This window comes from Arthrobacter sp. efr-133-TYG-120 (assembly GCF_030209785.1).
GTDB lineage: Bacteria > Actinomycetota > Actinomycetes > Actinomycetales > Micrococcaceae > Arthrobacter.
This window is the reverse complement of record NZ_JARVRI010000026.1, coordinates 148,032-172,752: the sequence shown is the minus strand read 5'-3', so window position 1 is coordinate 172,752 and position 24,721 is coordinate 148,032. Positions and strand designations below refer to the sequence as shown.

Below are 24,721 nucleotides of genomic sequence, written 5' to 3'. Positions count from 1 at the left end.
CGTATGACCGGTTTCCGGCGGACCCTCGCTCACGTCACCGAGCGGGGGTCGGGCCGGGAGGGCTTGTTTGTGAGCGGGGGTTGGGCCGGGAGGGCTTGTTTGTGAGCGAGGGTCCCAGGGGAGGCGGAAACCTCGGTTCAGGGCGCCGGGGTCCGTTCCTTGGACGCCGGGGTCCGCGGCTCTTTGGGCTCCTTGGGGGGCAACGGCTGCGGATTAAGTGACGCCTCGGTGAGGATCGGCGCCGTGATGGCGATTTGCCACTCGCGGGCGCCAAGGGCGCGCAGCTCTTCCGACACGGACTCCACGGTGATGTCCGACGGCGGCCGCCACAGCACGCGCCTCATGTAATCCGGGGTGAGCAGGTTCTCCACGGGAAGCTTGAGCCCATCGGCGGCCTCTTGTAGCCGGGGCCGGGCAGTCCCGAGCCGGGCCGCGGCTTCGGGATCGCGGTCTGTCCAGACACGAGGTGGCGGGGGAGCGTTGGTTGGAAGATGGAGCGGCGGAAGGTCGTCGGTGGTCCTCGCGCCGGCAATGCAGCGCAGCCAGCGTGGTGCTTCGCGCTGTGCCGCCCGTCCGTGGAAACCTTTGGTGGCCAGGAGCTGCGGAACGGTTGTGGGCATGGCCTTGGCGGCGGCGACCAAGGCGGAGTCGGGAATGAGGCGGCTGGGAGCAACATCCCGTTTCCGAGCGAGCTGATCCCGTTCGTACCAAAGTTCGCGCACGGCAGCCAACTGGCGGCGGTCACGGATCTGGTGCAGTCCGGAGGTCTTGCGCCACGGGTCCACCCGCGGGGCGGGAAGGCCTGCTCCGAGGATTCCGGCGAATTCCTGTTCGGCGAAATCCAGCTTGCCATCCGCTTCCAGGAGTTCGATCAGTTCTTCGCGCAGTTCGGCGAGCACCTCGACGTCGAGGGCCGCGTACCGCAGCCAGGGTTCCGGGAGGGGGCGGGTGGACCAGTCGGCGGCCGAGTGTTCCTTGGCGAGGCCGAAGCCCAGGAGCTGCTCTATGACGGCCGCCAGGCCTACGCGGGGCAGCCCGGCAAGGCGTGCGGCGAGCTCCGTGTCGAAGAGCTTGTCGGGCCACATGCCAAGCTCGGCCAGGCACGGAAGATCCTGCGTCGCGGCGTGCAGGATCCACTCGACGCCGCGCAGCGCCTCGTTGACGATTTTCAGGTCATCGAAGGGTTCGGGATCGATCAGCCAGGTGCCTGCGCCGTCGCGCCTGATCTGCACGAGGAAGGCGCGCTGCCCGTAGCGGAAGCCGGAGGCTCTTTCGGCGTCGACCCCGGCGGGGCCGGATCCCGCGGCGATGGCAGCGGCGCACCGCTCCAGGCCGGAGAGGGTGTCGATGACAAGCGGCACGCCCTCGCGCGGGGCATCCAGATCGATGATCTCGGGTATTCGGCCTTCGAAGCCGTCTACCGTGATGTGTGGTGTGGGATCAGCAGCCGGAGCGCCGGCTGTGGTGGGTTCCAGATTTTCAGGGGTCATGGTGCCTTCAGTTTACCGACTCTGTGCCCGGCCGGTCCGGCCAAGGGCTCCAGCACACCTTCACAGGCTTCATGTGAGCCGCCGATTTGGCAGGGGCGTGACACCGGGAGGCAGGGGAGGGAGCCCCGCGAACGTGCAGACCATATCGCACCATGCCTCCAGATGGGCCTGGACATCGGAAGACGCTGGTGTCCATGAGGCGCGGAGTTCGATGTCGATGGTTTCAGGTCTTTCGGCCAACGTGCCGAAGCTCTCGGACAGGATGCGCGTGGCCGTTCCGCCAGCCGCCCGGTACTGGGCTGAATGGTTCTCCAGGGAGTCCACGAGCCATGTCCACGCAACGGAACCGAGCATGGCGTCATTGCCCATGTCGGCTTCCAGCTGGGCGCGGATATAGGTGACGATCCGGAATTCGCCGTCCCATACAGCCGAGCCGTCGGGATCATGGAGCAAGATGAACCGGCCTGTTGCAAGCTCGTCGTCTTCGTCGTCGGCCGCGCCGGGGGAACCCGGTGTGTTTTCGCTGGAAAATGCCATGGCGGCGGGGCCATGGACCGGGGTCCGGCCGGGACGCGTCGACCGGCTGAATACCTCTGCCCCCAGGGCAACGGCGTAGGGGGCCAAGCGGGAGGGCGCCGGGATTTCCGCGAGCCGCAGCTCGCTCCGGCACTTTGCTTTTCGTAGCGTTCCCAACGCATGCAAGAAATCCGCGGGAACCTGTGCGAGTGCGTTCACCTTCGCAGATTATGTGTCCGGGGCGGCGAAACCTTGAAGCCACGCCGCCCCGTCCTGCGGCCTATGCCGCGGCCAGTTCGCGCTTGATTGCGGCAACGAAGGAATCGATGTCTTCTTCGGTGGTGTCGAAGGAACACATCCAGCGCACCTCCCGGTTCGCTTCGTTCCAGTCGTAGAACTTGAAGGAGGAGCGAAGGCGATCCGCGACGCCGGCGGGCAGTACCGCGAAGACGCCGTTGGACTCCGTGGCCTGCGTAGGCTCCACGCCCTCGATGGAGTCGACCGCCGCACGCAGCCGTGAGGCCATGGCATTCGCGTGTTCCGCTGAGCGAAGCCACAGCCCGGACTCCAGAAGCGCGACGAACTGGACCGAGATGAAGCGCATCTTGGAGGCCAGTTGCATGTTCATCTTGCGCAGGAACTTCAGCCCGTGGGCGGCCTCGGGATTCAGGGCGACCACTACTTCGCCGAACAGCAGCCCGTTCTTGGTGCCGCCGAAGGACAAGATGTCGACGCCGGCGTCGCGGGTGAACGTCCGCAAGGGCACGCCAAGGTGGGCGGCAGCATTGGCGAGCCGGGCGCCGTCCATGTGCAGTTTCATGCCCTTGGCATGGATGTGGTCGGCGATCGCCCGGATTTCTTCCGGCGTGTAGCACGTGCCGAGCTCCGTGGTCTGCGTGATGGAGACGGCCAGGGGCTGCGCGCGGTGTTCGTCGCCCCAGCCCCACGCTTCGCGGTCGATCAATTCCGGGGTCAGCTTGCCGTCCGACGTCGGGACCTGGAGAAGCTTGATGCCGCCGATCCGCTCCGGTGCGCCGTTCTCGTCCATGTTGATGTGGGCGGTCGATGCGCAGATGACCGCACCCCAGCGCGGCAGCAGCGACTGCAGGGACAACACGTTCGCGCCAGTCCCGTTGAAGACGGGGAAGCATTCGATGCCTGCGCCGAAGTGCTCCTCCATGACTTCCTGGAGCCGCTCCGTGTACTGGTCCTCCCCGTAAGAGACCTGGTGGCCGCCATTGGCTGCGGCCAGGGCCGCCAGGATTTCAGGGTGGACGCCTGAGTAGTTGTCCGAGGCGAAACCGCGGACGGAGGGATCGTGGAGGCGCCCAACGGCTTCCGTGTCGAGGGCAGCCGGGAATTCTTCTGTAGTGCTCGTCACTTGTTCATTCACGCTTTCAGTCTATTTGGCCAGGAGGAGGCGCTGTCCGTTCAGTTCCACTGCAGGCTTGTCGAAGAGCCCGACGGCGGCCGCCGCCAAGTCCTCGACGTCCGTGTACCCGGGGAATTTCCGCTCCGGGTGCTCCCGCCGCATCGCCGCGTCCAGGAGCGACTTCACCACGAAGACGACGGCGGCGCTGTGCTGCTCCGTTGGTTCGTCCTTGTTTCCTGATTGATCGCGGCGGAAACCGTCAGCCACGGCCAGGGTCCAGGTCTCCGCGGCAGCCTTGGCCGCCGCGTAGGTGGCGGCCCCGGCGGTAGGTGCGGCGACCGCCGTCGAACTCACCATGGCGAAACGGCCCGTGGGGGAAGAGGCGAGATCCTTGTAGAAGACCCTGGAGACGTTCCTCAGGGTTGTGATGGCGCTTTGCTCAAGGGCGGCCCAGTCTTCGTCCGGCTGGTCTTCGATTCCCTTGGCTCCGCGCCACCCTCCCACCAGATGGATGACGCCGTCGACCCTTTCCGTGCTCCCGTGGATCTCCGAGGCGAGTTCGCGCACGGACTCAAGCCGGGAAAGATCGCATACGAGGGGAGTGACGTCGTCGCCCGCTTCGGCCGCTGCAGCCTCGATTCGGGCCTCGTTTGAGCCGATGGTGAAGACCCGGTGCCCGGCCAGCGCGAAGGCGCGGGCCACGGCGATGCCGGAAGAGTTGCTGCCACCTGTGACGACGACAGTCAGCGGTCCGCCGGTCATGAGGCTGCGGTCTGCCCGGTGATACCGGTGGTTGATTCGATGATCGGACGCATTTTCTTCTCCAGTGCTTCGTAGAACATGGACAGGGGGAATTCGTCGTCGAGGACCTGGTCTGTGAGGCCGCGGGGCGGCCCGTCGAGCGGCAGTGCCTCCGGGCCCTTCGCCCAGACCGAAGCCGGGTGCGGAGTGACCGTACCGGAAATGAGCTTATACGCTGCGAGCCAGTGGGCGGCCTTGGGGCGGTCGATCGAGCGCCAGTACAGTTCTTCGATCCGGGCACCGAGCTCGATCACGACGTCGGCCGCCTCGTCCCAGTCGATGCTGAGCTTGCTGTCGGTCCAGTGCAGGACGTGGTGCTGGTGCATCCAGGCGAAGAGGAGCTGGCCGCCCAGTCCGTCGTAGTTGCGGACCCGGTTGCCGGTGATCGCGAAGCGGAAGATGCGGTCGAAGATGACGGCGTACTGCACGAGCTTCGCGTGGCGCCGGGCGTCCGGGGATGCATCCTCGTCCTTTTCGATCCGGACGGATTCGCGGAAAGCCGTCAGGTCGCAGCGGAGCTCCTCGAGCGAGTAGAGGAAGAACGGCATCCGTTGCTTGATCATGAACGGATCGAAGGGAAGGTCGCCGCGCATGTGGGTGCGGTCGTGGATCAGGTCCCACATGACGAACGTGCGCTGCGTGAGTTCCTGGTCATCCAGCAGCTCGGCGGCATCTGGGGGAAGCTGCAGGGACGTCGTTGCGGCGGCTGCTTTGAGCACGCGGCGGAAGCGGGCGGCCTCGCGGTCTGCGAAGATGGCGCCCCACGTGAAGGCAGGCGTTTCCCGCACTGCAACGGTCTCGGGGAAGAGGACGGCCGAATTCGTGTCGTACCCGGGAGTGAAATCCACGAAACGGATGGGTACGAACAGCTTGTTGGAGTAGTCGCCGGCCTCCAAGGCGCCGATGAACTCGGGCCAGATCACCTCGATCAGGACCGCTTCCACGAGACGGCTCGTGCTGCCGTTCTGGGTGTACATGGGGAACACTACGAGGTGCTGGAGCCCGTCTTCGCGGTGTTCCTGCGGCTGGAAGGCCAGCAGTGAGTCGAGGAAGTCCGGAACTCCGAAGCCGGCGTCGGCCCAGCGGCCGAAGTCCGCGACCAGGAGTTCGAGATAGGCGGCGTCATGCGGGAACGCAGGTGCCATGCTCTTGATGGCTTCCGTGATGGTGGCCGTGTATGCCCGGGCAGCCTCGTGGTGGAGGGAATCCTGGATGGAACCGTCCTGGCTTTGGAACGCCTGGAGGGCAGTGGCCGCGGCCTTCAGGGAAATCCAGTCCCGGTTGTCAGAGGTGATGCGCGGACGGGTGGTGGTAACGGTGATGGTCATCGTCGACGGTGCCTTTCCTCAAGAATCATTGTTCTGAGGCGAGCGTAGCAAGCGGCCAGAGTCGCTAATTCAAAAGTGGCTCGAGCATAAGAAACTCTTTCGCAAGTGGCTCCGGCAGCCCCGGAAGATCCAGCCCGGGGAGGGCTGGCCTTGGGGACTGCCGGTAGCTTGGCGCTACTGCCCGGCCCGGGACTCGACAAGCCTGAGCGAAACGGAATTTATGCAATACCGCTGGTCAGTAGGTGTGCCGTAGCCCTCACCCTCGAAAACGTGCCCCAAGTGGGAATCGCAATTGGCGCAGCGGACCTCCACCCGTTCCATTCCCAAAGTACGGTCGTGGATGTAACGGACTGTGCCTTCCGCGAGTGGTGCCCAGAAGGACGGCCAGCCGCAATGGGAATCGAATTTCTCGTTGCTGGTGAAAAGCTCTGCGCCGCACGCGCGGCACTGGTAGACGCCTGCCGTATGGGTGTCCCAGTACTCACCCGTGTACGGGCGTTCCGTTCCGGCTTGGCGAAGAACCCTGAACTCCTCCGGGGTAAGTTCCTCGCGCCACTCGGCGTCCGTTTTCTCCACGCATTGCCCGTCCTTCGGGACATCCTGGAGGGGAACCCCGGCCAAGGGGTCCGCGGCTTGGAAGTACTTCCTGTTATCTGCAGTGCTCATGCTCACTCAACGCTCACGAGTCGCCGATAAATCCCGAGCCGGCATAGAGATGCAGGACGGGCAGCCCCAACTGATCCTGGGCTTTGTTCGCCCAATCTGTATGGAAGGTATCGGCGATCGCGTGCGGGCGGGTCACGACGACGGCCTGCGCGGCATTGAGAGCCTTGACCTTGGACACCAAGCCGGCCACCGCGCCGCCGTCGACGATTTCACCAGTCACCCCGCCACCCAGCCCATCCAGGGCCGCGAGCGACGCCGACAAGGCCTCGGCAGCCTGGGCCCGCTCCGACTGCGGATCCGGCGCCTCCGCGAGCAGATCCCGGAATGCCTTGGCTACTTCAAGCAACGAGAGGTTCTCGAGGAAGTCCACCAACAAATGCCGTTCGGTGTTTGCGGGCACCAGCACCACCAGGGGCGAGTCTCCGCCGTCGATCAGTTTGGCAATATTGACGCGGTCGTCCGGGCCGAGAGGCTCTTCGGTAAGGATGACGATTGGTTCACTCATGGCTACAGCGTAGACCTGAGCCGTGCCGGGAGGCATGGTTTCGCGCGGCAATTCTGTTCTCGCCGCGGTGTTGCCTCCCGCGAGGAAACGCCACAGAGGGCGCTGTTCGGAACACTGCCCCGCAACCGGGAGAATGGTCACATGGCATCCATGACCCGAGCTGCGCCAAACGTTGAGACCGGTGCGAAAATGTCCGTCCGCGCCAAATGGGCCGTTGCGGGGATCGTTGCTGGAAGCAGCATCGCCGGCTTGCTGGGCGCAGGGTCTTCTGCGCTCGCAGCCTATTTTGCCCGGCGCGTTATCACCCCCTCAACGCGCGAGGCCGACCAGGAGGTGTTGGCGGTGGTACGCGGTGATAAGGGGCTCCAGGTCATTCTCGCGGCCACCCCGGACACCACCGTCGACGGCGTGTTCAGCCTCTTCTTCGCGGGCGGGACAGGGTTCGCGCGGATCGGGCGGATCATATCCTATTCGCCCGCCGAACGGACGGTGCAGCGCGAAGTCGAGGAAGTCTATAGCGGGGATCTGTCGACGGCCCGGCGCGGGTGGTGGAGCGGTGCTGTGTACGACTCCCCGGCGGCGCTTGGCCTGGACTCCGAAGACATACAGATCGACGTCGAGGGTGGGCAGGCGCCTGCGTGGTTGGTTCCGTCAAGCGCCGGGAAACCGGCGAAAACCTGGGCGATCATGGTCCATGGCCGTGGGGCCACGCGGCTCGAAGGCTTGCGAGCCGCGCGCGTAGCGCACGACCTTGGGCTCAACAGCCTGCTCATTTCCTACCGGAACGACGGCCTGGCGCCGTCTGCCCCGGACGGGCGGTACGGCCTGGGGTCGACGGAATGGCACGACGTCGACGCCGCCATTGAGTATGCACTCGCACACGGCGCCCACGAAGTGGTCCTGTTCGGGTGGTCGATGGGCGGGGCGATCTGCCTGCAGACGGCCGATCTCTCGCATCACCGCCATGTGATCAGGGCCATGGTCCTGGACGCACCCGTGATCAACTGGGTCAACGTCCTGGCGCACCACGCGCAGATCAACAGGATCCCCTACGCCGTGGGCCGTTACGGGCAGCTCATGTTGGGGCACCCGTTGGGCAGGCGCCTGACCGGCCTGGCCGCGCCCGTCGACTTGAAGGCGATGGACTGGGATGCCCGCGCCGTCGAATTGCGGACTCCAACCCTGGTCATCCACAGCGTGGACGATGAGTATGTTCCCTACGAACCCTCGGCCAGCCTCGCCGAAAAGAATCCCGACATGGTCACCTTCGAACCTTTCGAAGGCGCGCGCCACACGAAGGAGTGGAATGTGGATCCGCAGAAATGGGAGCGGTTGGTGCGCTCATGGCTCGCTCCGCACCTCACGCCCCGCGGCGGGCCTGTGTCGGCGTGAGCATGCCGGTGCTACTGCCGGCGTTTGCTAGGGGCTGCCGATCGGCGCGGTCCGAGCGCCGGTCAGCCGGATAAGGTCTGCGGGATCCAGCTCGATGTCCAGGCCCCGGCGTCCACCGGACACGAGGACCGTGCCGAAGGCCAACGCCGATTCGTCGAGCACAGTTGGCGACGGCTGGCGCTGGCCCAGCGGGGAAATCCCGCCCAGGACATAGCCCGTGCGCCGCTCGGCCATCTTGGGGTCGGCCATGGTGGCCTTCTTCGATCCGAGAGCTGCCGCGATTGCCTTGAGATCCAGCGTGCCGCTGACCGGAACTATGCCTACCGCCAGCTTGCCGTCAATGTCCACCATCAAAGTCTTGAAGACCCGCTCGGGATCGATACCGAGGACCTCGGCCGCTTCAAGCCCGTAGCTGGGCGCCGAAGGATCGTGCGCATAGGGGTGCAGCGTGAAAGGAACGCCGGCCGCAGCCAGTACGGCTGTGGCCGGCGTTCCCTGTGAAGCCTGTTTCTTGGCCATTCCCGGTATCCCGGATCAGGACAACAAGCGGTCCGCCGCGGCGACCTTGCGCTTGATCCGCCCCAGCATGGCCGTCATGCCACGCATGCGCAGGGGAGTGATTGCCCGGGTGAGGCCCAGCAGTTCCGGCATGTCATCCGGTACAGCCAGGATCTCCGCGGCAGTCAGCCCATCCAGTCCTTCGTGCAGAACCCCCGCGAAGCCGCGCGTGGTAGGTGCCTCCGGCGGTGCCTTGAAGAACAAACGGTAAGCGACGCCGTCGGGGTTCTTTTCCTGTTCAATGGTCAGGAACAGCGGCGATTGGCACTCCACCACTTGTTCCAGCAGCTCAGGGTGGTCCAGCAGCCGTTCCGGCAAAGCCGGGAGCCCACGCGAGAACTCAAGCAACAGCTGAAGGCGATCGGGCTCGGTCAGTGCCTGGAAGTCATCGACAATTTCCGCCAATGCGGCGGGCAAAGTATAAGTACTCATCACTTCCAGCTTACGCAAGTCCGGGCCGGTCTGGCTCCTGTTGCTTGAATATGGCCTAGCCAATGTGGCAGGCCCATCGGGCAGGGCACGGAGATTCCGGACTACTTTCCGGCGAGTGCGGGGACGGAGCCCCGCTCAGCGCCCTTGGCGATCGGGACGCGCACCGCGTTGCCCCACTCCGTCCAGGAACCGTCGTAGTTGCGGACCGTTTCGAAACCAAGCAGGTACTTCAGGGCGAACCAGGTGTGGCTGGAACGCTCGCCGATACGGCAGTAGGCCACGACGTCGTCGCCTTCCGTGAGGCCCGCTTCCCCGAGATAGAGGTCCTCAAGTTCGGTCCGGTTACGGTACGTGCCGTCTTCGGCAGCGGCGCGTGCCCACGGGATGGACGCCGCGGTGGGGATGTGCCCCCCGCGCAGGGCGCCCTCTTCGGGGTAGGCAGGCATGTGGGTGCGCTGGCCGGTGTATTCCTCAGGGGAGCGGACGTCGATCAGCGGCTTGCCGAAGTGGGCCAGCACGTCATCCTTGAAGGCACGGATCGGGGCGTCGTTCCGGTCGATCACGGGGTACTCGCCCGGGGCGGGCTGGGGGACGTCGGTGGTGATGTCGCGGCCCTCGGCGATCCACTTGTCACGGCCGCCGTCCAGGAGCCGGACGTCCTCGTGGCCGAAAAGCGTGAAAACCCAGAGGGCGTAAGCGGCCCACCAGTTGGACTTGTCGCCGTAGATCACCACAGTGGTGTCCCGGGAGATGCCCTTGGCGGCCGCCAGGGCCGCGAAGGCTTCACCATCGACGTAATCCCGGGTGACTTCATCGTTCAGGTCCGTATGCCAGTCGATCTTGACCGCGCCCGGAATGTGGCCGGTCTCGTACAGGAGGACGTCTTCGTCGGATTCGACAACAACCAGCTTGCCGTCGCCAAGCGCGCCGCCTTCAAGGGCTGCGGCAAGCCACTCGGTGGACACCAGGCGTTCGGGGTGGGCGTACGCGGCGAACTTTTCGTTCTGTTCAACGGGGTAGGACATTGGTATGGCCTTTCACTGACACTTTCACTGACACCGGGCGGCACCGGGCGTTAGGACATGCCCGGGCTTTAGTCCCACAGTATCGAGGGCCGGGGACTAAAGCTCCTCCCCGTTCATATGGTGAAATGTGGCCTTCATCACGTGTCCGCCCGGGGCATGGCATTGCCGGTATTCTTGCTGGGGACTTACGACACGAAGAACGGACCGCATTGGTACAGATCGAACAGCTCGCCGCGCGCACGCCGGCGGTCTCAGCGGATGAGATTCTCAAGGGTTTCTACCCTTCTCCACGGTTCGGCGAGGTGTCCTTCAAGAGCTACCGGCCTGATCCGAACCAGCCCAGCCAGGCGGCAGCGGTCAAGTCCCTGGAAGCGTTTGGGGCGACGGTCGGAGCCGGCGACGGAGACGGCCTGTTCAAGCGGCTTTTCAGCAAGAAGGCCAGCACCAGGGCCGGCATCTACCTCGACGGCGGATTCGGCGTCGGAAAGACCCACTTGCTGGCCTCCCTGTGGCACTCGGCTCCGGGTCCGAAAGCCTTCGGGACATTCGTGGAGTACACCAACCTCGTGGGCGCCCTCTCCTTCCGGAAAACCGTGGAGGCTCTGAGCAGCTACAAGCTTGTCTGCATTGACGAATTCGAGCTCGATGATCCGGGCGACACGGTGCTGATGTCCCGCCTCATGCGTGAATTGTCCGACGCCGGTGTGAAGCTCGCTGCCACATCCAACACTCTGCCTGGTTCACTGGGAGACGGCCGCTTTGCCGCCGTCGACTTCCAGCGGGAGATCCAGGTCCTTGCGGACCAGTTCGATGTTGTCAGGATCGACGGGGAAGACTTCAGGCACCGCGGCTTGCCCGCGGCTCCGGCACCCTTGAAGACCGAAGACCTCAAACGGCAGATGCACGCCGAGTTCGACGGCCAGACCGTGGCCGTGGACGACTTCCGCGGCCTGATCGACCACCTCGCCGGTGTCCACCCCAGCCGCTATCGCAAGCTGATCGCAGGCATCGATGCTGTTGTCTGGCGCGACGTCGAAACCATTACCGAGCAGGCCGTCGCCCTACGCTTCGTGGTACTGGCCGACCGCCTGTACGACAAGGACGTCCCGATCCTTGCCAGCGGTGTGCCCTTCGACAAGCTCTTCACTGAGGAAATGATGACTGGCGGGTACATGAAGAAGTACTTCCGCGCCGTGTCCCGTCTGACCGCCCTGGCGCGCGAGGGCCAAAACCACGAGCCGTCCTAGAGATTGGGGCAGGCTGCCCCACGCTCTAGTTCCGGGGTTCCCTTTTTTTCAGGACCCAACGCACCAGGATTCCGGCGGCAAGCGCCCAGAACGCGGCGCCGATCCCGGCGAAGCTGAGGCCCGAGGCCGCGATCAGGAACGTCACGGAGGCTCCCATGCGTTCTTCGGCAATAGCCAGGGCAGAGGCGATGGCGGATGCCAGGGTGCCCAGCAGGGCCAAGCCCGCGACGGCTTCCAGGAGCCCTGGCGGTGCCGCCGCCACGACGGTCACCAACGCGGCGGAGAAGGCTGCCAGCATGAGGTAGGCCAGGCCTGATGTGAAGGCCGCGATCCAGCGCCGGCCCCGGTCCTCACCTGCCTCTTCCCCTGCCGCCAGCGCAGCGCTCAACGCCGCCAAGTTGATCGCATGCCCGCCAAAGGGAGCCCCCAGCGCGGTCCCTGCGCCGGTCACCAGCATCGACTGGCGCCACGGGACGGTGTACCCGAAGGACTTCAGCACGGCCACCCCCGGAATGTTCTGGGAAGCCATGGTGACAATGAACAACGGCAGGGCGATGCCGGCCACTGTGGTGGGAGTGAAAGCAGGGGTGGTCCACTGCAACTCAGGCAACAGTCGGTTCACAGGAATGTCCACGCCGTTGACCACGATGTAGATTCCGATGACTGCGAGTGCCACCAACAATGCGGCAGGGACCGACCAGCGGGGTGCCAGCTTCATCATGACCAGCCAGCAGAGGATCACCGGAGCCACCGAGAGGGGAGCGGTGCCCAAGGCTTTGAACGGGGCAAGGCAGAGGGACAAAAGCACTCCGGCCAGCATCGCCTGGGCGAGGGCCGTGGGAATCTTCGCCATTAGCTTGCCAAGCGCCGGAATGAGCCCGGTCAAGGCAATCAGTACACCAGCGATGAGGAAGGCGCCGACGGCGGCCGGCCACCCGCCGTCGGGCACTCCGGTTCCCGCCAGCAAAGCGGCCCCTGGCGTCGACCACGCAAGGGTGACAGGCAAGCGGGAGCGCCAGGAAAGCCAGAGCACGCCGAGCCCGAAGGCGAGGGTGAGGGCCAGGAGCCCGCTGGCGGCTTGTTCCTGGGTGGCCCCGACCGCCCGGAGGCCTGCGAGCACTACTGCGAAGGAAGAAGTGAAACCGACCAGCGCGGTCACGATTCCAGCAACAAGCGGGCGGGAGAGCTGCCGGGAGGCGGAAGCTGGACGTGGCTGTCCGGTGTCGAGTGATGACGCTGGCATAGTCCATCACGTTACCGGAGCCTTGGTGCGTGTGCCGAGGCGGCAACGGTTAAACGCCAAGGGCACCGGCGGCGCCTCGCGGCGGGACCGGTGCCCCGTTGACGTAACTGTAATCGGGAGCTCTGGCCGGCAGAACCGGCTACGGAGCCTCATTGGCGGAGGGAGCTGTCCAGGCCATAGCCCTTTCAGCGTCACCGTCGAGGTTGTCCACGAACTCGGAAGCGGCTCTCTGAACCGCATCTAGTCGTCGATAAAATCGGCGGTCTATTCGATCCCGTCCTTGATGGCTTCTTCACTGCCACCAACGAGGTCCTGAACTTTGCCCTTCAGATCGTCAAGTAATCCCACGGGCACCTCCCTTCAATCACGGAGCCAGTTCGCTCCTCCGTTCTCGATCCTAACCCGAGACCTTGGAGGTGCCAAGGGAAAATTTGACTGGAATGTCAAACGATCCTTGGAAAAGGTCACAGCTGCTTCTCGGGAGAAAGCTCCTGGTGGCGGGGGCTGTCCGGATTCATCAAGGAGTGCTTGCGACCGTAGCTGAAGTAGATGACCAGTCCGATGACCAGCCACACCACAAAACGCAGCCAGGTTTCCCAATGGAGCTGGAGCATGAGGAAGCCGGATGCGAGCATTCCGAAGGCCGGAACCACCGGCATGAACGGCAGTCGGAAGGTACGGGGCGCATTGGGCTTCTTGTAGCGGAAGATGATGACTGACAAGCACACCACCACAAACGCCGCGAGGATGCCGATATTGGTCAGGTCGGCGACGGCCTTGATGGGGAAGACGCCGGCGAGCAGCGCCGAGGCGATGCCTGCGATCCACGTGACGCGCTGCGGGGTGCCGTGCTTGTCGGTCCCCGCAAACCAGCCCGGGAGCAGGCCGTCACGGCTCATGGAGAACCAGACACGGGTGACGCCGAGCAGGAAGGTCAGCATCACGGTCAGGATGGACAGGACCGCGAATACGGAGATGATGGTGGCGATGACGGGCAATCCGACTCCGGTGAAGGCGGAGGCGAAACCGGCGGTGGGGTTGATGTCCTTGTAGTTCTGCATGCCGGTAAGTACCAGGGTGGCCGCTACGTAGAGGAGCATGGCGATGACAAGCGAGAGGACGATTGCCTTGGGCATGTGCTTCTTGCCGTCCTTGGCTTCCTCCGCGGCTGTACTCATGGCGTCATAGCCGAACACTGCGAAGAAGACCGTTGCGGAGCCGGCCAGGACCGGCCCGAAGCCGCTGGGCATGAACGGGTTGTAGTTGTTGGTGTTGATGTAGAAGATGCCCAGACCGATGATGAACAGAATGAGCACCACTTTGATGGCCACCGCCACGAGTTCGAAGCGGCCAAACGCCTTGGTTCCGCGGCTCAGGATCCAGGTGACCAGCAGGCAGACCAGGATGGCCGGAAGATTGATGACCCCGCCCTTCCCCTCGTCCACGGTGGAGGTCATCCAGGTGGGCATGTGGATGCCTATTCCGGCGAGGAATGCGTCAAAGTAGCCCGAGATGCCGATCGCGACGACGGCAACGATTGCGATGTACTCCAGCAGCAGGTCCCAGCCGATGAACCATCCGATGACCTCGCCAAGGGCGACGTAGCCATAGGTGTAGGCGGATCCGGCGCGGGGGATCATGCCCGCGAATTCGGCGTAGGAGAGTGCCGCGGCCGCAGAGGCAAGGCCCGCAACCAGGAACGAGATCAGCACGGCCGGGCCGACACCCGGGGTATCCGCGCTTCCGTGCGCCACGAGCCCGGCCAAGGAGAAGATCCCGACGCCGATGATGCCGCCGACGCCGATGGCCGTCAGTTGCCAGAGGCCCAGGCTTTTGAAGAGCCCGCTGTGCTTGCTTTCCTCCTCGATGTCGTCAATGGGTTTCTTCCTCATGATCGAGCGGACGAGAGTTTGTTGATTCACCATGTGCTCCTGCGTGTGGGCGTGGACGAATTAGGCCTGAAGAAAAGTATGCGAGCTGAATCACATTGGATAAAGTGATTTTTGCTGAGTGGTATTGATCAGTTCTGCTGATCTTTCGGGTGGGCGACACAGGTAGGCGGGGCGTAGTGGGTGGCTGCGGGCACAAAAAAAGCAGCTCCGGCGGAGCTGCTTGAACGGTGTCACTGCATTTGACCAAGTGCAATTGCGATGGAGGAAATGGAGCGGACGACGAGATTCGAACTCGCGACATCCACCTTGGCAAGGTGGTGCTCTACCAGCTGAGCTACGTCCGCACATGATGGTCGTCCGGCCGGGGCCGGACGTTCATCAACAAGCAAGTTGCCTTGCCTTGGTGGGCGATACTGGGATCGAACCAGTGACCTCTTCCGTGTCAGGGAAGCGCGCTACCGCTGCGCCAATCGCCCGGATCGGCATAAGCCGCCCGGCCCGTTTCCGGGACCTTAAAATACGAGAGCGGACGACGAGATTCGAACTCGCGACATCCACCTTGGCAAGGTGGTGCTCTACCAGCTGAGCTACGTCCGCACATGATGGTCATCCGGCCGGGGCCGGACGTTCATCAACAAGCAAGTTGCCTTGCCTTGGTGGGCGATACTGGGATCGAACCAGTGACCTCTTCCGTGTCAGGGAAGCGCGCTACCGCTGCGCCAATCGCCCAAATGCAATCCGGCCTGGACCGGAAACCAAGGTTTTCACCGAGGTGGGTACGGGATTCGAACCCGTGTATACGGCTTTGCAGGCCGCTGCCTCGCCTCTCGGCCAACCCACCGTGTAAGCACGATTCCTGGGGCTCCAAGAAGTCAATGCCGTGACAGTGTCCTGCGAGCGGACGACGAGATTCGAACTCGCGACATCCACCTTGGCAAGGTGGTGCTCTACCAGCTGAGCTACGTCCGCATAGTCTTCTTCGGCGGCCTGCCCGCAGGGGGCATTCCGTCGCTTTCCGACGAGTAAAAACTCTATAGGAGGTTCCGGGAAACTCCAAATCGATCTGCCGGAATCGTGAGCAATGGGCGTAAGTTCCTTGAATTGGCGCGGAATTTGCGAGTTACACGCTTGTGATTCGTGGGCATTTTCCTGGTTGTTGCCTAGCCGGCCGGCCCGATACTTTCCGGATTTTTGAATTCCGGCCGGGGTCGGTTAGTCTTCTTGTGCACGGGCGATTGGCGCAGTGGTAGCGCGCTTCGTTCACACCGAAGAGGTCACTGGTTCGAACCCAGTATCGCCCACCAAGAAGAGGTCCTGTGCGAAACATGGTTCATGTTTCGCACAGGACCTCTTCTCGTTGCTCGTGGATCCGTCGCCCAATCACGCAAGGGGTGACGCCCGGACCACCCGGTTCCTTCCGAGTGACTTTGCTTCGTAGAGGGCCGCATCGGCGGCCGCAATCATCGCGGTGAGGTCGACGGCGTCGAACTCAGTTGACGTGACCCCGTAACTCACCGTTGGGACGTGGATGTCGTCGAGGCTCTTGGCTGCCGCCAAAGAGCGATTGATGTCGGCCGCGATGCTTTCAGCCCTTTCCTGGCTGGCTCCCGGCAAAAGCAGGATGAACTCTTCGCCCCCGTAGCGTCCGACCAGGTCCGTGGATCGTACCGACTCGGTGCACGCAGCCGCGAACGCCTGCAATGCGGTGTCCCCGGCGGCATGACCGTACTCGTCATTGATCGCCTTGAAGTGGTCCAGATCGGCCAGGATCAATGAGGCGACCGAGTTTGTGGTGTTCAGGCGCTCGAGCTCCTTGGTGGCCAGCTCCATGAACGTGCCACGGTTGAGGAGCCCGGTCAGGTTGTCGCGGGCAGCGCGTTCGCTGAGCCGGTTGATCAGCTGATCGTTGCTGAGGGCGGTCATGCTGAACGAGACGGCAACCAGGAGTATCAGCGTGACCAGGCTGGCCATGGACGGGCCAAAATACAGGCGGAAGTTCGGTCCGCTTGGACCTTCGACGAGATACACGGACAGGCGGCAGAAATAGTAGGCCGCCAGGAATCCCGCGGCCAAGGCCATCGACTTGTGCACATGGGAGTAGCTGGAATCAAGTAGCCACAGATCGCGGGACGCCAACGCGATTCCCACAGTCATGAATCCCAGATAGACCAGGCCCCCGGACCACGTGTTGTGACCGGGGCTTTCCAAAACGGAGGCGATGGCCGTGACGCCACAGGCCGCGGCAAATTGCCACCGAGGCGGCGGTAACATCCTGAGGGACCGGGCGCCGGTCCACACGCTGAACGCTCCGCCCACCAGGAGGACGTTTCCCGAGGGATTCGCCCAGACTTGATACGGCGTCCCGTTGAGAAGGAACGCAAGGTTGCCTGCGAGGAAGAAGAGGAGTGCGATGCACCACCACCCGTTGTAGGACGACCGCGTGCGCCTGAAGGATGCGTAGAACAAGAGGAGCAGGGTCAGGGCGACCACGCCTAGGGCGACTCGCAGTGTTGTTATATCGAGGACCAAGATGCGCTCCAGTAGCCGAGGACGTGACCAATTATGGCACCGTGAGTCAAGGAACCTTGCGCGCCATGCGTGGGGCCTTGTGAATTACGGGATAAGGGAAGTCCCGTCGACGGCCACCAAGGCTCCGCGTTTTCTTGTCGGCGGTGTGTGAAAGAGTTTTCTTATGACAGATCCACTGCTTGCCCATGCCACCGAATACGGCCGGATGTATGCCCGGTCCACGTCCGAGACCTTCTCGGTCCCTTCCATCACCACGGTGATCGGCCAGCAGGCCCATTCCCTGGACGGCTGGTTCGGCTACATGGGCGCCAGCAGCTTGGCGAAGGACCCGGAACTCCCGCAACATCTTTCCAGTCCTGCCAAGATGCGGCAGGCCGTCAACAAGGCAGCCAAGGCCGCGGAGGTGTACCGGGACGACGCCGCGCGCCGCGGCGACCGCGTGCACAACTACTGCGAGCAAGTGGCCCTCCGCGCCCTCGGACGCCCGCACCGCGTCAAGGAAACGCGTGAAGAGCTCGCTTCGAACGGCGAGGAAGCCTTCGCGGCCCGCTTCGATGAATGGTGGGAGCTGTACCGGGTGGAGCCCATCGCACCCGAGATTACTGTCTGGAACTCAAGCGTTGGTTACGCCGGAACCTTGGACCTCGTCGCCAAAATCAACGGCAGGGTCTGCCTGATCGACTACAAGACCAAGGGCACAACCCGTGACGGAACAGTGAAACCGCTCGACGACAAGGTAGTGATGCAACTGGTTGCGGGCATGAAGGCCGAGGAAAGCCTCGTGGATCCGGTGGCCGGGGAGTGGGAACCGTGGAAATACGGTGAGAACCCGGTCCTGCTTGCGGTGGCTATCGGCGAGACCGAAGTGCGTCCCCAGCGGGCCAATCCGGACGTTCTCAAGCACCACTGGTGGAAGTTCTGCGCCTTGAAGCGGGTGTGGGAGATGTCTGCCGATGTGGCCGCGGCGGGAACGGCGCTGCTCCCGGTAGCTCCGCCGTCGTACCCTGCCGCTGCAGCGCCCGCAGGCTCAACTAAACTGGCCTAGGCCCCTTTTGCCGGGACCGAAGCTTCGCCGATCGTGAGGAAAGACAGCACATGGCCATTTTGAGTATCCGTATCATCGGCGACCCCGTGCTCCGCACGGTTGCTGATCCAGTCACGGAATTCGGGCCTGAGCTCGCCAAACTGGTGGCGGACATGACCGAGACCATGGAGGACGTGGACGGTGCAGGGCTCGCCGCACCGCAGATCGGTGTCAGCCAGAGGGTCTTCACCTACCGGATCGGCGGGGTGGAAGGCCACATCATCAACCCCGTGCTTAAGAACAGCGATGACTTCCAGCCCGACGAGGTAGAGGGCTGCCTCTCCATTCCCGGACTCGCGTTCCCGGTTCGTCGCCGCAGGACCACCCGTGCAACCGGTGTGGACATCAACGGCAACACCGTGTCCGTGGAGGCGGAGGGCATGCTCGCGCGCTGCTTCCAGCACGAGACCGACCACCTGGACGGGATCCTGTTCACGGACCGCCTGGAGGGTGAGGACCGGAAAACCGCTCTCCGCGCCATCCGCGCGGCGCACTACCACTCCGTGACTGAACGGACCACGGCCAAGAGGGCCAACACCGTGGGCTCGAGCTTCGGCAGCTTCGGGGCCGCCGAATGAGGGTGCTCTTCGCCGGCACCCCGGCTGTCGCCGTCCCTTCCCTTGACGCGCTGATCGAAGCCGGATTCGAGATCGTCGCCGTGCTGACCAGGCCGGATGCCCCGACCGGCCGCAAGCGGATCCTGACGCCGTCTCCCGTGGCGGCACGTGCGGCTGAACTCGGCATCGACATCATCCACGCCTCGAAAGTGGACGCCGGGACCACCGAGCGGATCGCTTCGTATGAGCCGGACGTCGCCGCGATCGTCGCCTACGGGGGCCTCGTCCCCAAAGCCGCGCTCGGAGTACCACGCCACGGCTGGATCAACCTCCACTTCTCCCTCCTCCCTGCCTGGCGCGGCGCGGCGCCGGTCCAACGCTCAGTCATCGCCGGTGACGACATCACCGGAGCCGCCACGTTCCTCCTGGAAGAAGGACTCGACACCGGACCGGTCTTCGGGACGTTGACGGAAACCGTGCGCCCCGAAGACACGGCTGGCGACTTGCTGGAGCGGCTCTCGCGCAGCGGGGCGGTCCTGCTCAGCCAGACGCTGTCCGCCGTCGAGTCCGGCAAAGCGGCGCCCCAGCCCCAGCAAGGCGATGTCTCGCTGGCGCCAAAACTGACGCTCGACGACGGCCGCCTCGACTGGATGCAACCGGCCCTCGCCATCAACCGCCGGTCCCGCGGCGTCACGCCCGAACCTGGAGCCTGGACCACGCTCGACGGACAGCGCGTCAAGCTGGAGCCTGTCGGATTGCGCCCGGACATCCGGGACCTTGCGCCCGGCCATGTCCGGGTTGACGGTAAGAACGTCCTGGTCGGGACCGGATCCCATGCAGTGCAGCTCGGGCGGATCCAGCCTGCGGGCAAGAAGATGATGCCGTCGGCCGATTGGGCCCGTGGTTTGGCAACACCAGAAAGCGTGGAATTCGAATGAATGAGTCCGGCCGGCGCGGCCCTAACAACAGCGGGAATCGGGACGGCGGGGGCCACGGCAACCGCGGTCCCCGGGGCGAGAGCATCCGCAACGCCCAAGGCCGCGAACGCAATAGGGGCCCGCAGCGCGGTTTCTCGACCAACGCACCGTCGCAGCGGACCCGGCGCGCGGATCCGGCACGATTGGTGGCGTTCGAAGTCTTGCGCGCAGTCGCTTCGGAAGACGCGTATGCGAACCTCGTGCTGCCCTCACGGATCCGCCACCACCACCTCGACAAGCGCGACGCCGGATTCGCCACCGAGCTGAGCTACGGGGCACTGCGCGGCCAGGGGATGTACGACGCCGTCCTGGCCGAGTGTGTCGACCGGCCACTCGCGCAACTCGATCCGGCAGTCCTTGACGCGCTGCGGCTTGGCGCCCACCAATTGCTCGCCATGCGCGTTCCTGCCCACGCCGCACTCGACCAGACGGTCGGGTTGGCCCGCGCGGTCATCGGAGCCGGCCCGTCGTCGCTCATCAACGCCGTGCTTCGGAAAGTCACCGCCAAGACGCTGCCGGAGTGGCTCGACCACCTGCTGGAGAACGAGACCGACGAAACCAGGATCGCCTCCGTACGCCATGCGCACCCGGAATGGATTGTCAGGGCGCTGCGCCAGTCCCTCGTCATGCATGGACGTCCCGCGAGCGAAATCACCGAACTTCTCGAAGCCGACAATGCGGCGCCGGTGGTGAACCTCGTGGCGCTGCCCGGCATCGGCAATCTTGATGAAGCCCTGGAGAGCGGGGCCACCCCCGGCGAACTCGTCATCGACTCGGCGCTGTCCAGCGGCGGCGACCTCGGGCGCATGTCCTCCATCCGCGAAGGCACCACGCGCGTCCAGGACGTCGGATCCCAACTGGTAGCCCGCGCCGTCGCTGGTGTGGACCTCGGACAGTCCGCCAAGGACGGCGAGAAGTGGCTGGACCTGTGCGCCGGTCCCGGTGGCAAGGCGGCGCTGCTGGCGGCCCTCGCCCACCAGGAAGGTGCGACCCTCCTCGCGAACGAGCCCGCGGAACACCGGGCAAAGCTGGTCAGCCAAGCCCTCTCGGCGGTCCCGGGGGACGCCTGGACCGTACGGGTAGGCGACGGGCGCGACGTCGGCAAGGAACAACCGGAGACTTTCGACCGCGTGCTGGTCGACGTTCCCTGCAGCGGCCTTGGCGCGCTGCGCCGCCGTCCCGAATCACGGTGGCGCCGGACGCCCAAGGACCTTGCCGATCTCGGTCCGTTGCAGCGTGAACTGCTTAACTCGGCCATCGACGCCGTCAAGCCGGGCGGAGTGGTGGCGTACGTGACGTGCTCCCCGCACCCGGCCGAAACCACCGCCGTCGTCAGCGATGTCCTGCGCAAGCGGGACGACCTGGAGCAGATCGACTCCGGCGCGGCCCTGGATGCCGTCAGCCTGAGCGGCAACCTGGGCGCCGGGCACGGGTTGACCGCCCAACTGTGGCCGCACGTGCACCAAACCGATGCGATGTTCCTGGCCCTTATCCGGAAGAAGCCGTAACCTTCGGCGTCTTTCCCCGGCTGAAAGTCCCGCGTGCCTAAGCTGGAGAATTGCCAAACCACCCAGACCGCCACCAACACTGAGGGAACTGCCTTGACTGAGTGCTGTATCAACCCGAGCATCCTGTCCGCGGACTTCGTGAACCTGGAAGCCGAGCTGAAGAGAATCAGCAACGCCGACGCCGTCCACGTCGATGTGATGGACAACCACTTTGTCCCGAACCTGACGCTCGGCCTGCCGGTCGTGGAGCGGATCCAGGCCGTCAGCCCGGTCCCGCTCGACGCCCACCTGATGATCGCCGACGCCGACCGCTGGGCACCGGCCTACGCCGACGCGGGCGTGGCTTCCGTGACCTTCCATGCGGAAGCGGCGATGGCTCCCATCAAGCTCGCGCGTGAGCTCCGTGCCCGCGGTTCGAAGGCGGGCATGGCCCTTCGTCCGGCCACGCCGGTGGAACCGTACCTGGACATGCTCAGCGAACTGGACTTGCTCCTCATCATGACCGTGGAGCCGGGCTTCGGCGGGCAGTCCTTCCTTGACGTGACGCTGCCCAAGATCCGTCGGGCGCGTGCCGCGATCGACGGCTCGGGTATCGGCGTGGCAATCCAGGTGGACGGCGGCGTCACGGAGGAGACAATCGTCCGGGCGGCCGAAGCCGGCGCGAATGTGTTCGTTGCCGGATCCGCCGTCTATGGCCACGAGGATCCGGCTGCCGCGATTGAGCGGCTGCGCGCCGCCGGCCTCGCGGCAATGTGACCGGCACCGCGGCAATGTGACAACAATGACGCAATTGCCTGCATATTGGTCGGGGAATACATCAGCCATTCCTCCAGTTGTGTCAGAATAGCAATACACATACGTGCTCCGGGGTCGGTGTAATTCCGAACCGGCGGTTATAGTCCGCGACCCGCGAGCCATCGCGTTTCCTTCACGGGAATCACGGCGGCGGACGGTTGAACTGGTGGAATTCCGGTACCGACAGTTAAAGTCTGGATGGGAGAAGCACGTACAGTCATGCTTTGGGCGCTCCGTGCGCCCGGCATCGCGCTGTCGTACACCCCCGGAGCCATCGCGGCATTCGAGGGAAGGAACGACATGGACTTTCTGCGATGGCTCTTCGAAGCACAGATTCCCGTAGGCGGATCTGTGCTTGTTCTTCGCGAAGTGCTAGGCAATATTTTCGGGCTCGCCAGCGCCCTGGGCGGCATGCGCCGCAAAGTCTGGGCATGGCCCATCGGGATCGCAGGCAACGTGCTCCTGCTGACCGTCTTTCTTGGCAACGTCTTCGGTGCCGCCTCACCGGCAACCCTCTGGGGCCAGGCCGGACGACAGATCATGTTCATCAGCGTCGCCGCCTACGGCTGGTACCGCTGGCGCCAAGGCCTCCAAGCAGGCACCCACGGCCACGCCATTGTGCCCGGCTGGGCAAGCCCCAAAGTGCGGATCGGAATGCTGGCCGCCATGATTGCCGGAACAGCCGCACTCACCCCCGTCTTTGATTCCATGGGCTCCTACCCGCCCGTGTGGGCTGATGCCTGGACCTTTATGGGTTCACTCTTGGCAACGTATGGGATGGCGCGCGGCTGGACCGAATTCTGGTTGATCTGGGTTGCCGTGGACATTGTCGGAGTTCCGCTGCTTTTCAGCGCGGGCTACTTTGCCAGTGCGTTTATGTATCTCTTTTACGGGTTCTTCACACTCGCCGGATTCTTCGTCTGGTGGCGTGCGGACCGACGGGAAAGCCAGCCGCTCAGGGCAACAGCCGAGCCGGAAACCGCAGGAGCCCTCTCATGAGCGATGCCATTAACCCGAAATTTTCGGAAGCTGAGTCGGCGGCCATGGAGACCGCACTCCACGTGGCCCTCCGGGGACACCGTGGCGCCAATCCCTTGGTGGGAGCAGTAGTGCTCGGGCCCAAGGGAGAGCAACTCATCACGGGCTACCACCGGGGCGCCGGCACCCCCCACGCCGAGGCGGACGCGATCACCAAAGCGCAGGCAAGAGGCCTCGACCTCGCCGGAACCACCATGGTGGTCACCTTGGAGCCCTGCAACCACGTGGGCCGCACGGGACCGTGCACCCAGGCGATCATCGACGCCGGCGTATCGCGAGTGGTTTACGCCGTGGACGACCCCCACGATCCGGCAGCGGGAGGGGCCGCGAGGCTGCGCGCTGCCGGTGTGGACGTGCGTTCCGGGCTGGCCGCCGCCGAGGCCTTGAAGCTGAACCGGGAGTGGTTCAATGCGGTGGAGGCGAGGCGCCCGTTCGTCACTCTTCACATTGCCCAGACCCTGGACAGCAGGATCGCGGCCGCGGACGGGACCAGCCAATGGATCTCCAGTCCGGAATCGTTGGCCGACAACCACGGACTGCGCCGCTTGATCGACGCCATTCTGGTGGGTACCGAAACCGTCCTGGTGGACAACCCGCGGCTGACGGCACGGGAAGAGAACGGCGATGAATCGCCAAGCCAGCCACTCCGGGCCGTCATGGGTCTACGGGAGGTCCCGGCGGACGCCGCCGTGCGGGGGACTGACGGGAAGTTCGTCCATTTACCGACACGCGACCCTTCCGAAGCTTTGGAGTTGCTCTTCGCCGAAGGCGTCCGGCACGTCATGGTGGAAGGCGGCTCCCGCATCCTGAGCGCGTTCCTTGCCGCTGGCCTTGTGGATGAATTGATCGTCTATCTTGCGCCGACCTTGTTGGGCTCCGGTACGCCGGCCCTGACGGATCTGGGCATCTCCACCCTCGCAGACGCCCAGCACTGGAACTGGGACGACGCCGGTGGCGGTGCGGTCCATGCACTGGGCCGCGACCTCCGGCTGCATCTGAGGTCCGGCCCGTCGGATGGAAACAAACCGGCGTGGACGAAGTCGCACACCGAACACCATGAACCATTTCCGGGCAAGGACGCCTCGGACACCACCACAGGAGGACACTGATGTTTACCGGAATCGTTGCTGAACAAGGCACGGTCCTGTCCGTCGAGCACGACGGCGAGGCCAGCGCTACGCTGCGCCTCATGGCCCCCAGCACCACCGAAGGGCTTGGCTTGGGCGGCTCCATCGCGGTCAACGGCGTGTGCCTTACCGCCACGGACATCGACGGCCGGGAGTTCAGCGTTGACGTCATGGGCGAAACCCTCGTCCGCACCACCATCGGCGAACTGGCCGCGGGTGACACCGTGAACCTCGAGCGGTGTGTCCAGGCGGGCGGCCGCCTGGACGGCCACGTCGTGCAGGGCCACGTCGACGGCGTCGGGCAGCTTCTGGAGCGCGAGTCGCTCGGCAATTGGGACCGGCTCCGCTTCGGCGTGCCGGCCCCGCTGGCACGGTACATCGCCGAAAAGGGGTCCATCGCCGTCGACGGCGTTTCACTCACCGTCACTGCCGTCAGCCCGGCCGAAGCAGAGAACCCCTGGTTTGAAGTGGGGCTCATTCCCACCACGCTGGACGAAACCGGACTCGGGGCCAAGGCCACCGGCGGACGCGTCAACCTTGAGGTGGACGTTCTCGCGAAATACACCGAGCGGCTGCTGTCCTTCCGTGCGCCGGCAACTGCAGGCGGTGCTGCCCAGTGAGCGCCGCACACAACGGCAG

At 64.6% G+C, this 24,721-nt stretch carries 23 protein-coding genes, 7 tRNA genes and 1 riboswitch; of the genes, 11 read left to right on the top strand and 19 right to left on the bottom strand.

What is annotated here, in order from left to right; genetic code table 11:
- Positions 1 to 137 precede the first annotated feature (137 nt).
- The 7 genes from QRN51_RS15330 to QRN51_RS15300 form a co-directional block, all read right to left on the bottom strand.
- Positions 138 to 1,490 (bottom strand): HRDC domain-containing protein, encoded by a 1,353-nt coding sequence (locus QRN51_RS15330; RefSeq protein WP_284990704.1) that lies wholly within the window; start codon positions 1,488 to 1,490, stop codon positions 138 to 140.
- Between the two features lie 69 nt (positions 1,491 to 1,559).
- Complete coding sequence (locus QRN51_RS15325) at positions 1,560 to 2,225, bottom strand: DUF3000 domain-containing protein (RefSeq protein ID WP_059389098.1); 666 nt, start codon at positions 2,223 to 2,225, stop codon at positions 1,560 to 1,562.
- 61 nt (positions 2,226 to 2,286) lie between these two features.
- The gene (locus QRN51_RS15320; protein ID WP_370872286.1) at positions 2,287 to 3,399 is read right to left on the bottom strand and encodes a threonine aldolase family protein; all 1,113 of its coding nucleotides are present in this window, start codon (positions 3,397 to 3,399) and stop codon (positions 2,287 to 2,289) included.
- Positions 3,400 to 3,408: 9 nt separating this feature from the next.
- Positions 3,409 to 4,140, bottom strand: a complete 732-nt coding sequence (locus QRN51_RS15315; RefSeq protein WP_284990703.1) for an SDR family oxidoreductase — start codon at positions 4,138 to 4,140, stop codon at positions 3,409 to 3,411.
- Positions 4,137 to 5,507, bottom strand: coding sequence for a DUF6421 family protein (locus QRN51_RS15310; protein WP_284990702.1), 1,371 nt, complete (start codon positions 5,505 to 5,507; stop codon positions 4,137 to 4,139). The genes QRN51_RS15315 and QRN51_RS15310 overlap by 4 nt, the downstream gene beginning before the upstream one ends.
- A 174-nt stretch (positions 5,508 to 5,681) precedes the next feature.
- Positions 5,682 to 6,173: a peptide-methionine (R)-S-oxide reductase MsrB gene (gene msrB, locus QRN51_RS15305; protein ID WP_284990701.1), complete on the bottom strand. Its 492-nt coding sequence runs from the start codon at positions 6,171 to 6,173 to the stop codon at positions 5,682 to 5,684.
- Between the two features lie 13 nt (positions 6,174 to 6,186).
- Positions 6,187 to 6,678: a hypothetical protein gene (locus tag QRN51_RS15300; protein ID WP_059389095.1), complete on the bottom strand. Its 492-nt coding sequence runs from the start codon at positions 6,676 to 6,678 to the stop codon at positions 6,187 to 6,189.
- Between the two features lie 141 nt (positions 6,679 to 6,819).
- On the opposite strand from QRN51_RS15300, the gene QRN51_RS15295 reads away from it, so the two are divergent.
- A complete protein-coding gene (locus QRN51_RS15295) occupies positions 6,820 to 8,070 on the top strand; it encodes an alpha/beta hydrolase family protein (protein WP_284990700.1) in 1,251 nt (416 codons plus the stop codon).
- A gap of 27 nt (positions 8,071 to 8,097) precedes the next feature.
- Here the strand turns inward: QRN51_RS15295 and ybaK are convergent, their stop codons facing one another.
- From ybaK to QRN51_RS15280, 3 genes are all read right to left on the bottom strand, one after another.
- Entirely contained in the window at positions 8,098 to 8,589 is a 492-nt protein-coding gene (gene ybaK, locus QRN51_RS15290) for a Cys-tRNA(Pro) deacylase (protein WP_284990699.1), read from the bottom strand.
- Positions 8,590 to 8,604: 15 nt separating this feature from the next.
- Complete coding sequence (locus QRN51_RS15285; protein WP_284990698.1) at positions 8,605 to 9,060, bottom strand: SufE family protein; 456 nt, start codon at positions 9,058 to 9,060, stop codon at positions 8,605 to 8,607.
- A gap of 101 nt (positions 9,061 to 9,161) precedes the next feature.
- Complete coding sequence (locus tag QRN51_RS15280; RefSeq protein WP_284990697.1) at positions 9,162 to 10,085, bottom strand: sulfurtransferase; 924 nt, start codon at positions 10,083 to 10,085, stop codon at positions 9,162 to 9,164.
- A gap of 209 nt (positions 10,086 to 10,294) precedes the next feature.
- Between QRN51_RS15280 and zapE the strand changes: the two genes are divergently transcribed.
- Positions 10,295 to 11,332, top strand: coding sequence for a cell division protein ZapE (gene zapE, locus QRN51_RS15275; protein ID WP_284990696.1), 1,038 nt, complete (start codon positions 10,295 to 10,297; stop codon positions 11,330 to 11,332).
- Positions 11,333 to 11,357: 25 nt separating this feature from the next.
- On the opposite strand, the gene QRN51_RS15270 is transcribed toward zapE, so the two are convergent.
- The 8 genes from QRN51_RS15270 to QRN51_RS15230 form a co-directional block, all read right to left on the bottom strand.
- Positions 11,358 to 12,575 (bottom strand): benzoate/H(+) symporter BenE family transporter, encoded by a 1,218-nt coding sequence (locus QRN51_RS15270; RefSeq protein WP_284990695.1) that lies wholly within the window; start codon positions 12,573 to 12,575, stop codon positions 11,358 to 11,360.
- A gap of 464 nt (positions 12,576 to 13,039) precedes the next feature.
- Positions 13,040 to 14,500 (bottom strand): amino acid permease, encoded by a 1,461-nt coding sequence (locus QRN51_RS15260; RefSeq protein ID WP_502870871.1) that lies wholly within the window; start codon positions 14,498 to 14,500, stop codon positions 13,040 to 13,042.
- Between the two features lie 235 nt (positions 14,501 to 14,735).
- Positions 14,736 to 14,811, bottom strand: a tRNA-Gly gene (locus QRN51_RS15255).
- 57 nt (positions 14,812 to 14,868) lie between these two features.
- Positions 14,869 to 14,943 (bottom strand) — tRNA-Val (locus tag QRN51_RS15250).
- Positions 14,944 to 14,991: 48 nt separating this feature from the next.
- A tRNA-Gly gene (locus QRN51_RS15245) sits at positions 14,992 to 15,064 on the bottom strand.
- A 57-nt stretch (positions 15,065 to 15,121) separates the two neighbouring features.
- A tRNA-Val gene (locus QRN51_RS15240) sits at positions 15,122 to 15,196 on the bottom strand.
- A 41-nt stretch (positions 15,197 to 15,237) separates the two neighbouring features.
- Positions 15,238 to 15,308 (bottom strand) — tRNA-Cys (locus QRN51_RS15235).
- Positions 15,309 to 15,363: 55 nt separating this feature from the next.
- Positions 15,364 to 15,436, bottom strand: a tRNA-Gly gene (locus tag QRN51_RS15230).
- Between the two features lie 260 nt (positions 15,437 to 15,696).
- Here QRN51_RS15230 and QRN51_RS15225 point away from each other — a divergent pair.
- Positions 15,697 to 15,771 (top strand) — tRNA-Val (locus tag QRN51_RS15225).
- A 76-nt stretch (positions 15,772 to 15,847) separates the two neighbouring features.
- On the opposite strand, the gene QRN51_RS15220 is transcribed toward QRN51_RS15225, so the two are convergent.
- Entirely contained in the window at positions 15,848 to 16,996 is a 1,149-nt protein-coding gene (locus tag QRN51_RS15220; RefSeq protein ID WP_284990694.1) for a GGDEF domain-containing protein, read from the bottom strand.
- 163 nt (positions 16,997 to 17,159) lie between these two features.
- On the opposite strand from QRN51_RS15220, the gene QRN51_RS15215 reads away from it, so the two are divergent.
- From QRN51_RS15215 to QRN51_RS15180, 8 genes are all read left to right on the top strand, one after another.
- The gene (locus QRN51_RS15215) at positions 17,160 to 18,041 is read left to right on the top strand and encodes a cytochrome (protein WP_284990693.1); all 882 of its coding nucleotides are present in this window, start codon (positions 17,160 to 17,162) and stop codon (positions 18,039 to 18,041) included.
- A gap of 50 nt (positions 18,042 to 18,091) precedes the next feature.
- Entirely contained in the window at positions 18,092 to 18,658 is a 567-nt protein-coding gene (gene def, locus QRN51_RS15210; RefSeq protein WP_284990691.1) for a peptide deformylase, read from the top strand.
- The gene (gene fmt, locus QRN51_RS15205) at positions 18,655 to 19,575 is read left to right on the top strand and encodes a methionyl-tRNA formyltransferase (RefSeq protein WP_284990690.1); all 921 of its coding nucleotides are present in this window, start codon (positions 18,655 to 18,657) and stop codon (positions 19,573 to 19,575) included. The genes def and fmt overlap by 4 nt, the downstream gene beginning before the upstream one ends.
- Positions 19,572 to 21,122 carry an RsmB/NOP family class I SAM-dependent RNA methyltransferase gene (locus QRN51_RS15200; protein WP_284990689.1) on the top strand — a complete coding sequence of 517 codons (1,551 nt, stop codon included), beginning with the start codon at positions 19,572 to 19,574 and terminating at the stop codon, positions 21,120 to 21,122. The genes fmt and QRN51_RS15200 overlap by 4 nt, the downstream gene beginning before the upstream one ends.
- 93 nt (positions 21,123 to 21,215) lie before the next feature.
- On the top strand, positions 21,216 to 21,878 hold the full coding sequence (rpe, locus tag QRN51_RS15195) for a ribulose-phosphate 3-epimerase (RefSeq protein ID WP_284990754.1): 663 nt from the start codon (positions 21,216 to 21,218) through the stop codon (positions 21,876 to 21,878).
- Positions 21,879 to 21,977: 99 nt separating this feature from the next.
- Positions 21,978 to 22,132: riboswitch (FMN riboswitch) on the top strand.
- Positions 22,133 to 22,217: 85 nt separating this feature from the next.
- Positions 22,218 to 22,916 carry a nicotinamide riboside transporter PnuC gene (pnuC, locus tag QRN51_RS15190; RefSeq protein WP_284990753.1) on the top strand — a complete coding sequence of 233 codons (699 nt, stop codon included), beginning with the start codon at positions 22,218 to 22,220 and terminating at the stop codon, positions 22,914 to 22,916.
- Positions 22,913 to 24,064, top strand: coding sequence for a bifunctional diaminohydroxyphosphoribosylaminopyrimidine deaminase/5-amino-6-(5-phosphoribosylamino)uracil reductase RibD (gene ribD, locus QRN51_RS15185; protein ID WP_284990688.1), 1,152 nt, complete (start codon positions 22,913 to 22,915; stop codon positions 24,062 to 24,064). The genes pnuC and ribD overlap by 4 nt, the downstream gene beginning before the upstream one ends.
- On the top strand, positions 24,064 to 24,702 hold the full coding sequence (locus QRN51_RS15180; protein ID WP_059389086.1) for a riboflavin synthase: 639 nt from the start codon (positions 24,064 to 24,066) through the stop codon (positions 24,700 to 24,702). Before ribD ends, QRN51_RS15180 begins: the two co-directional genes overlap by 1 nt.
- Positions 24,703 to 24,721 lie beyond the last annotated feature (19 nt).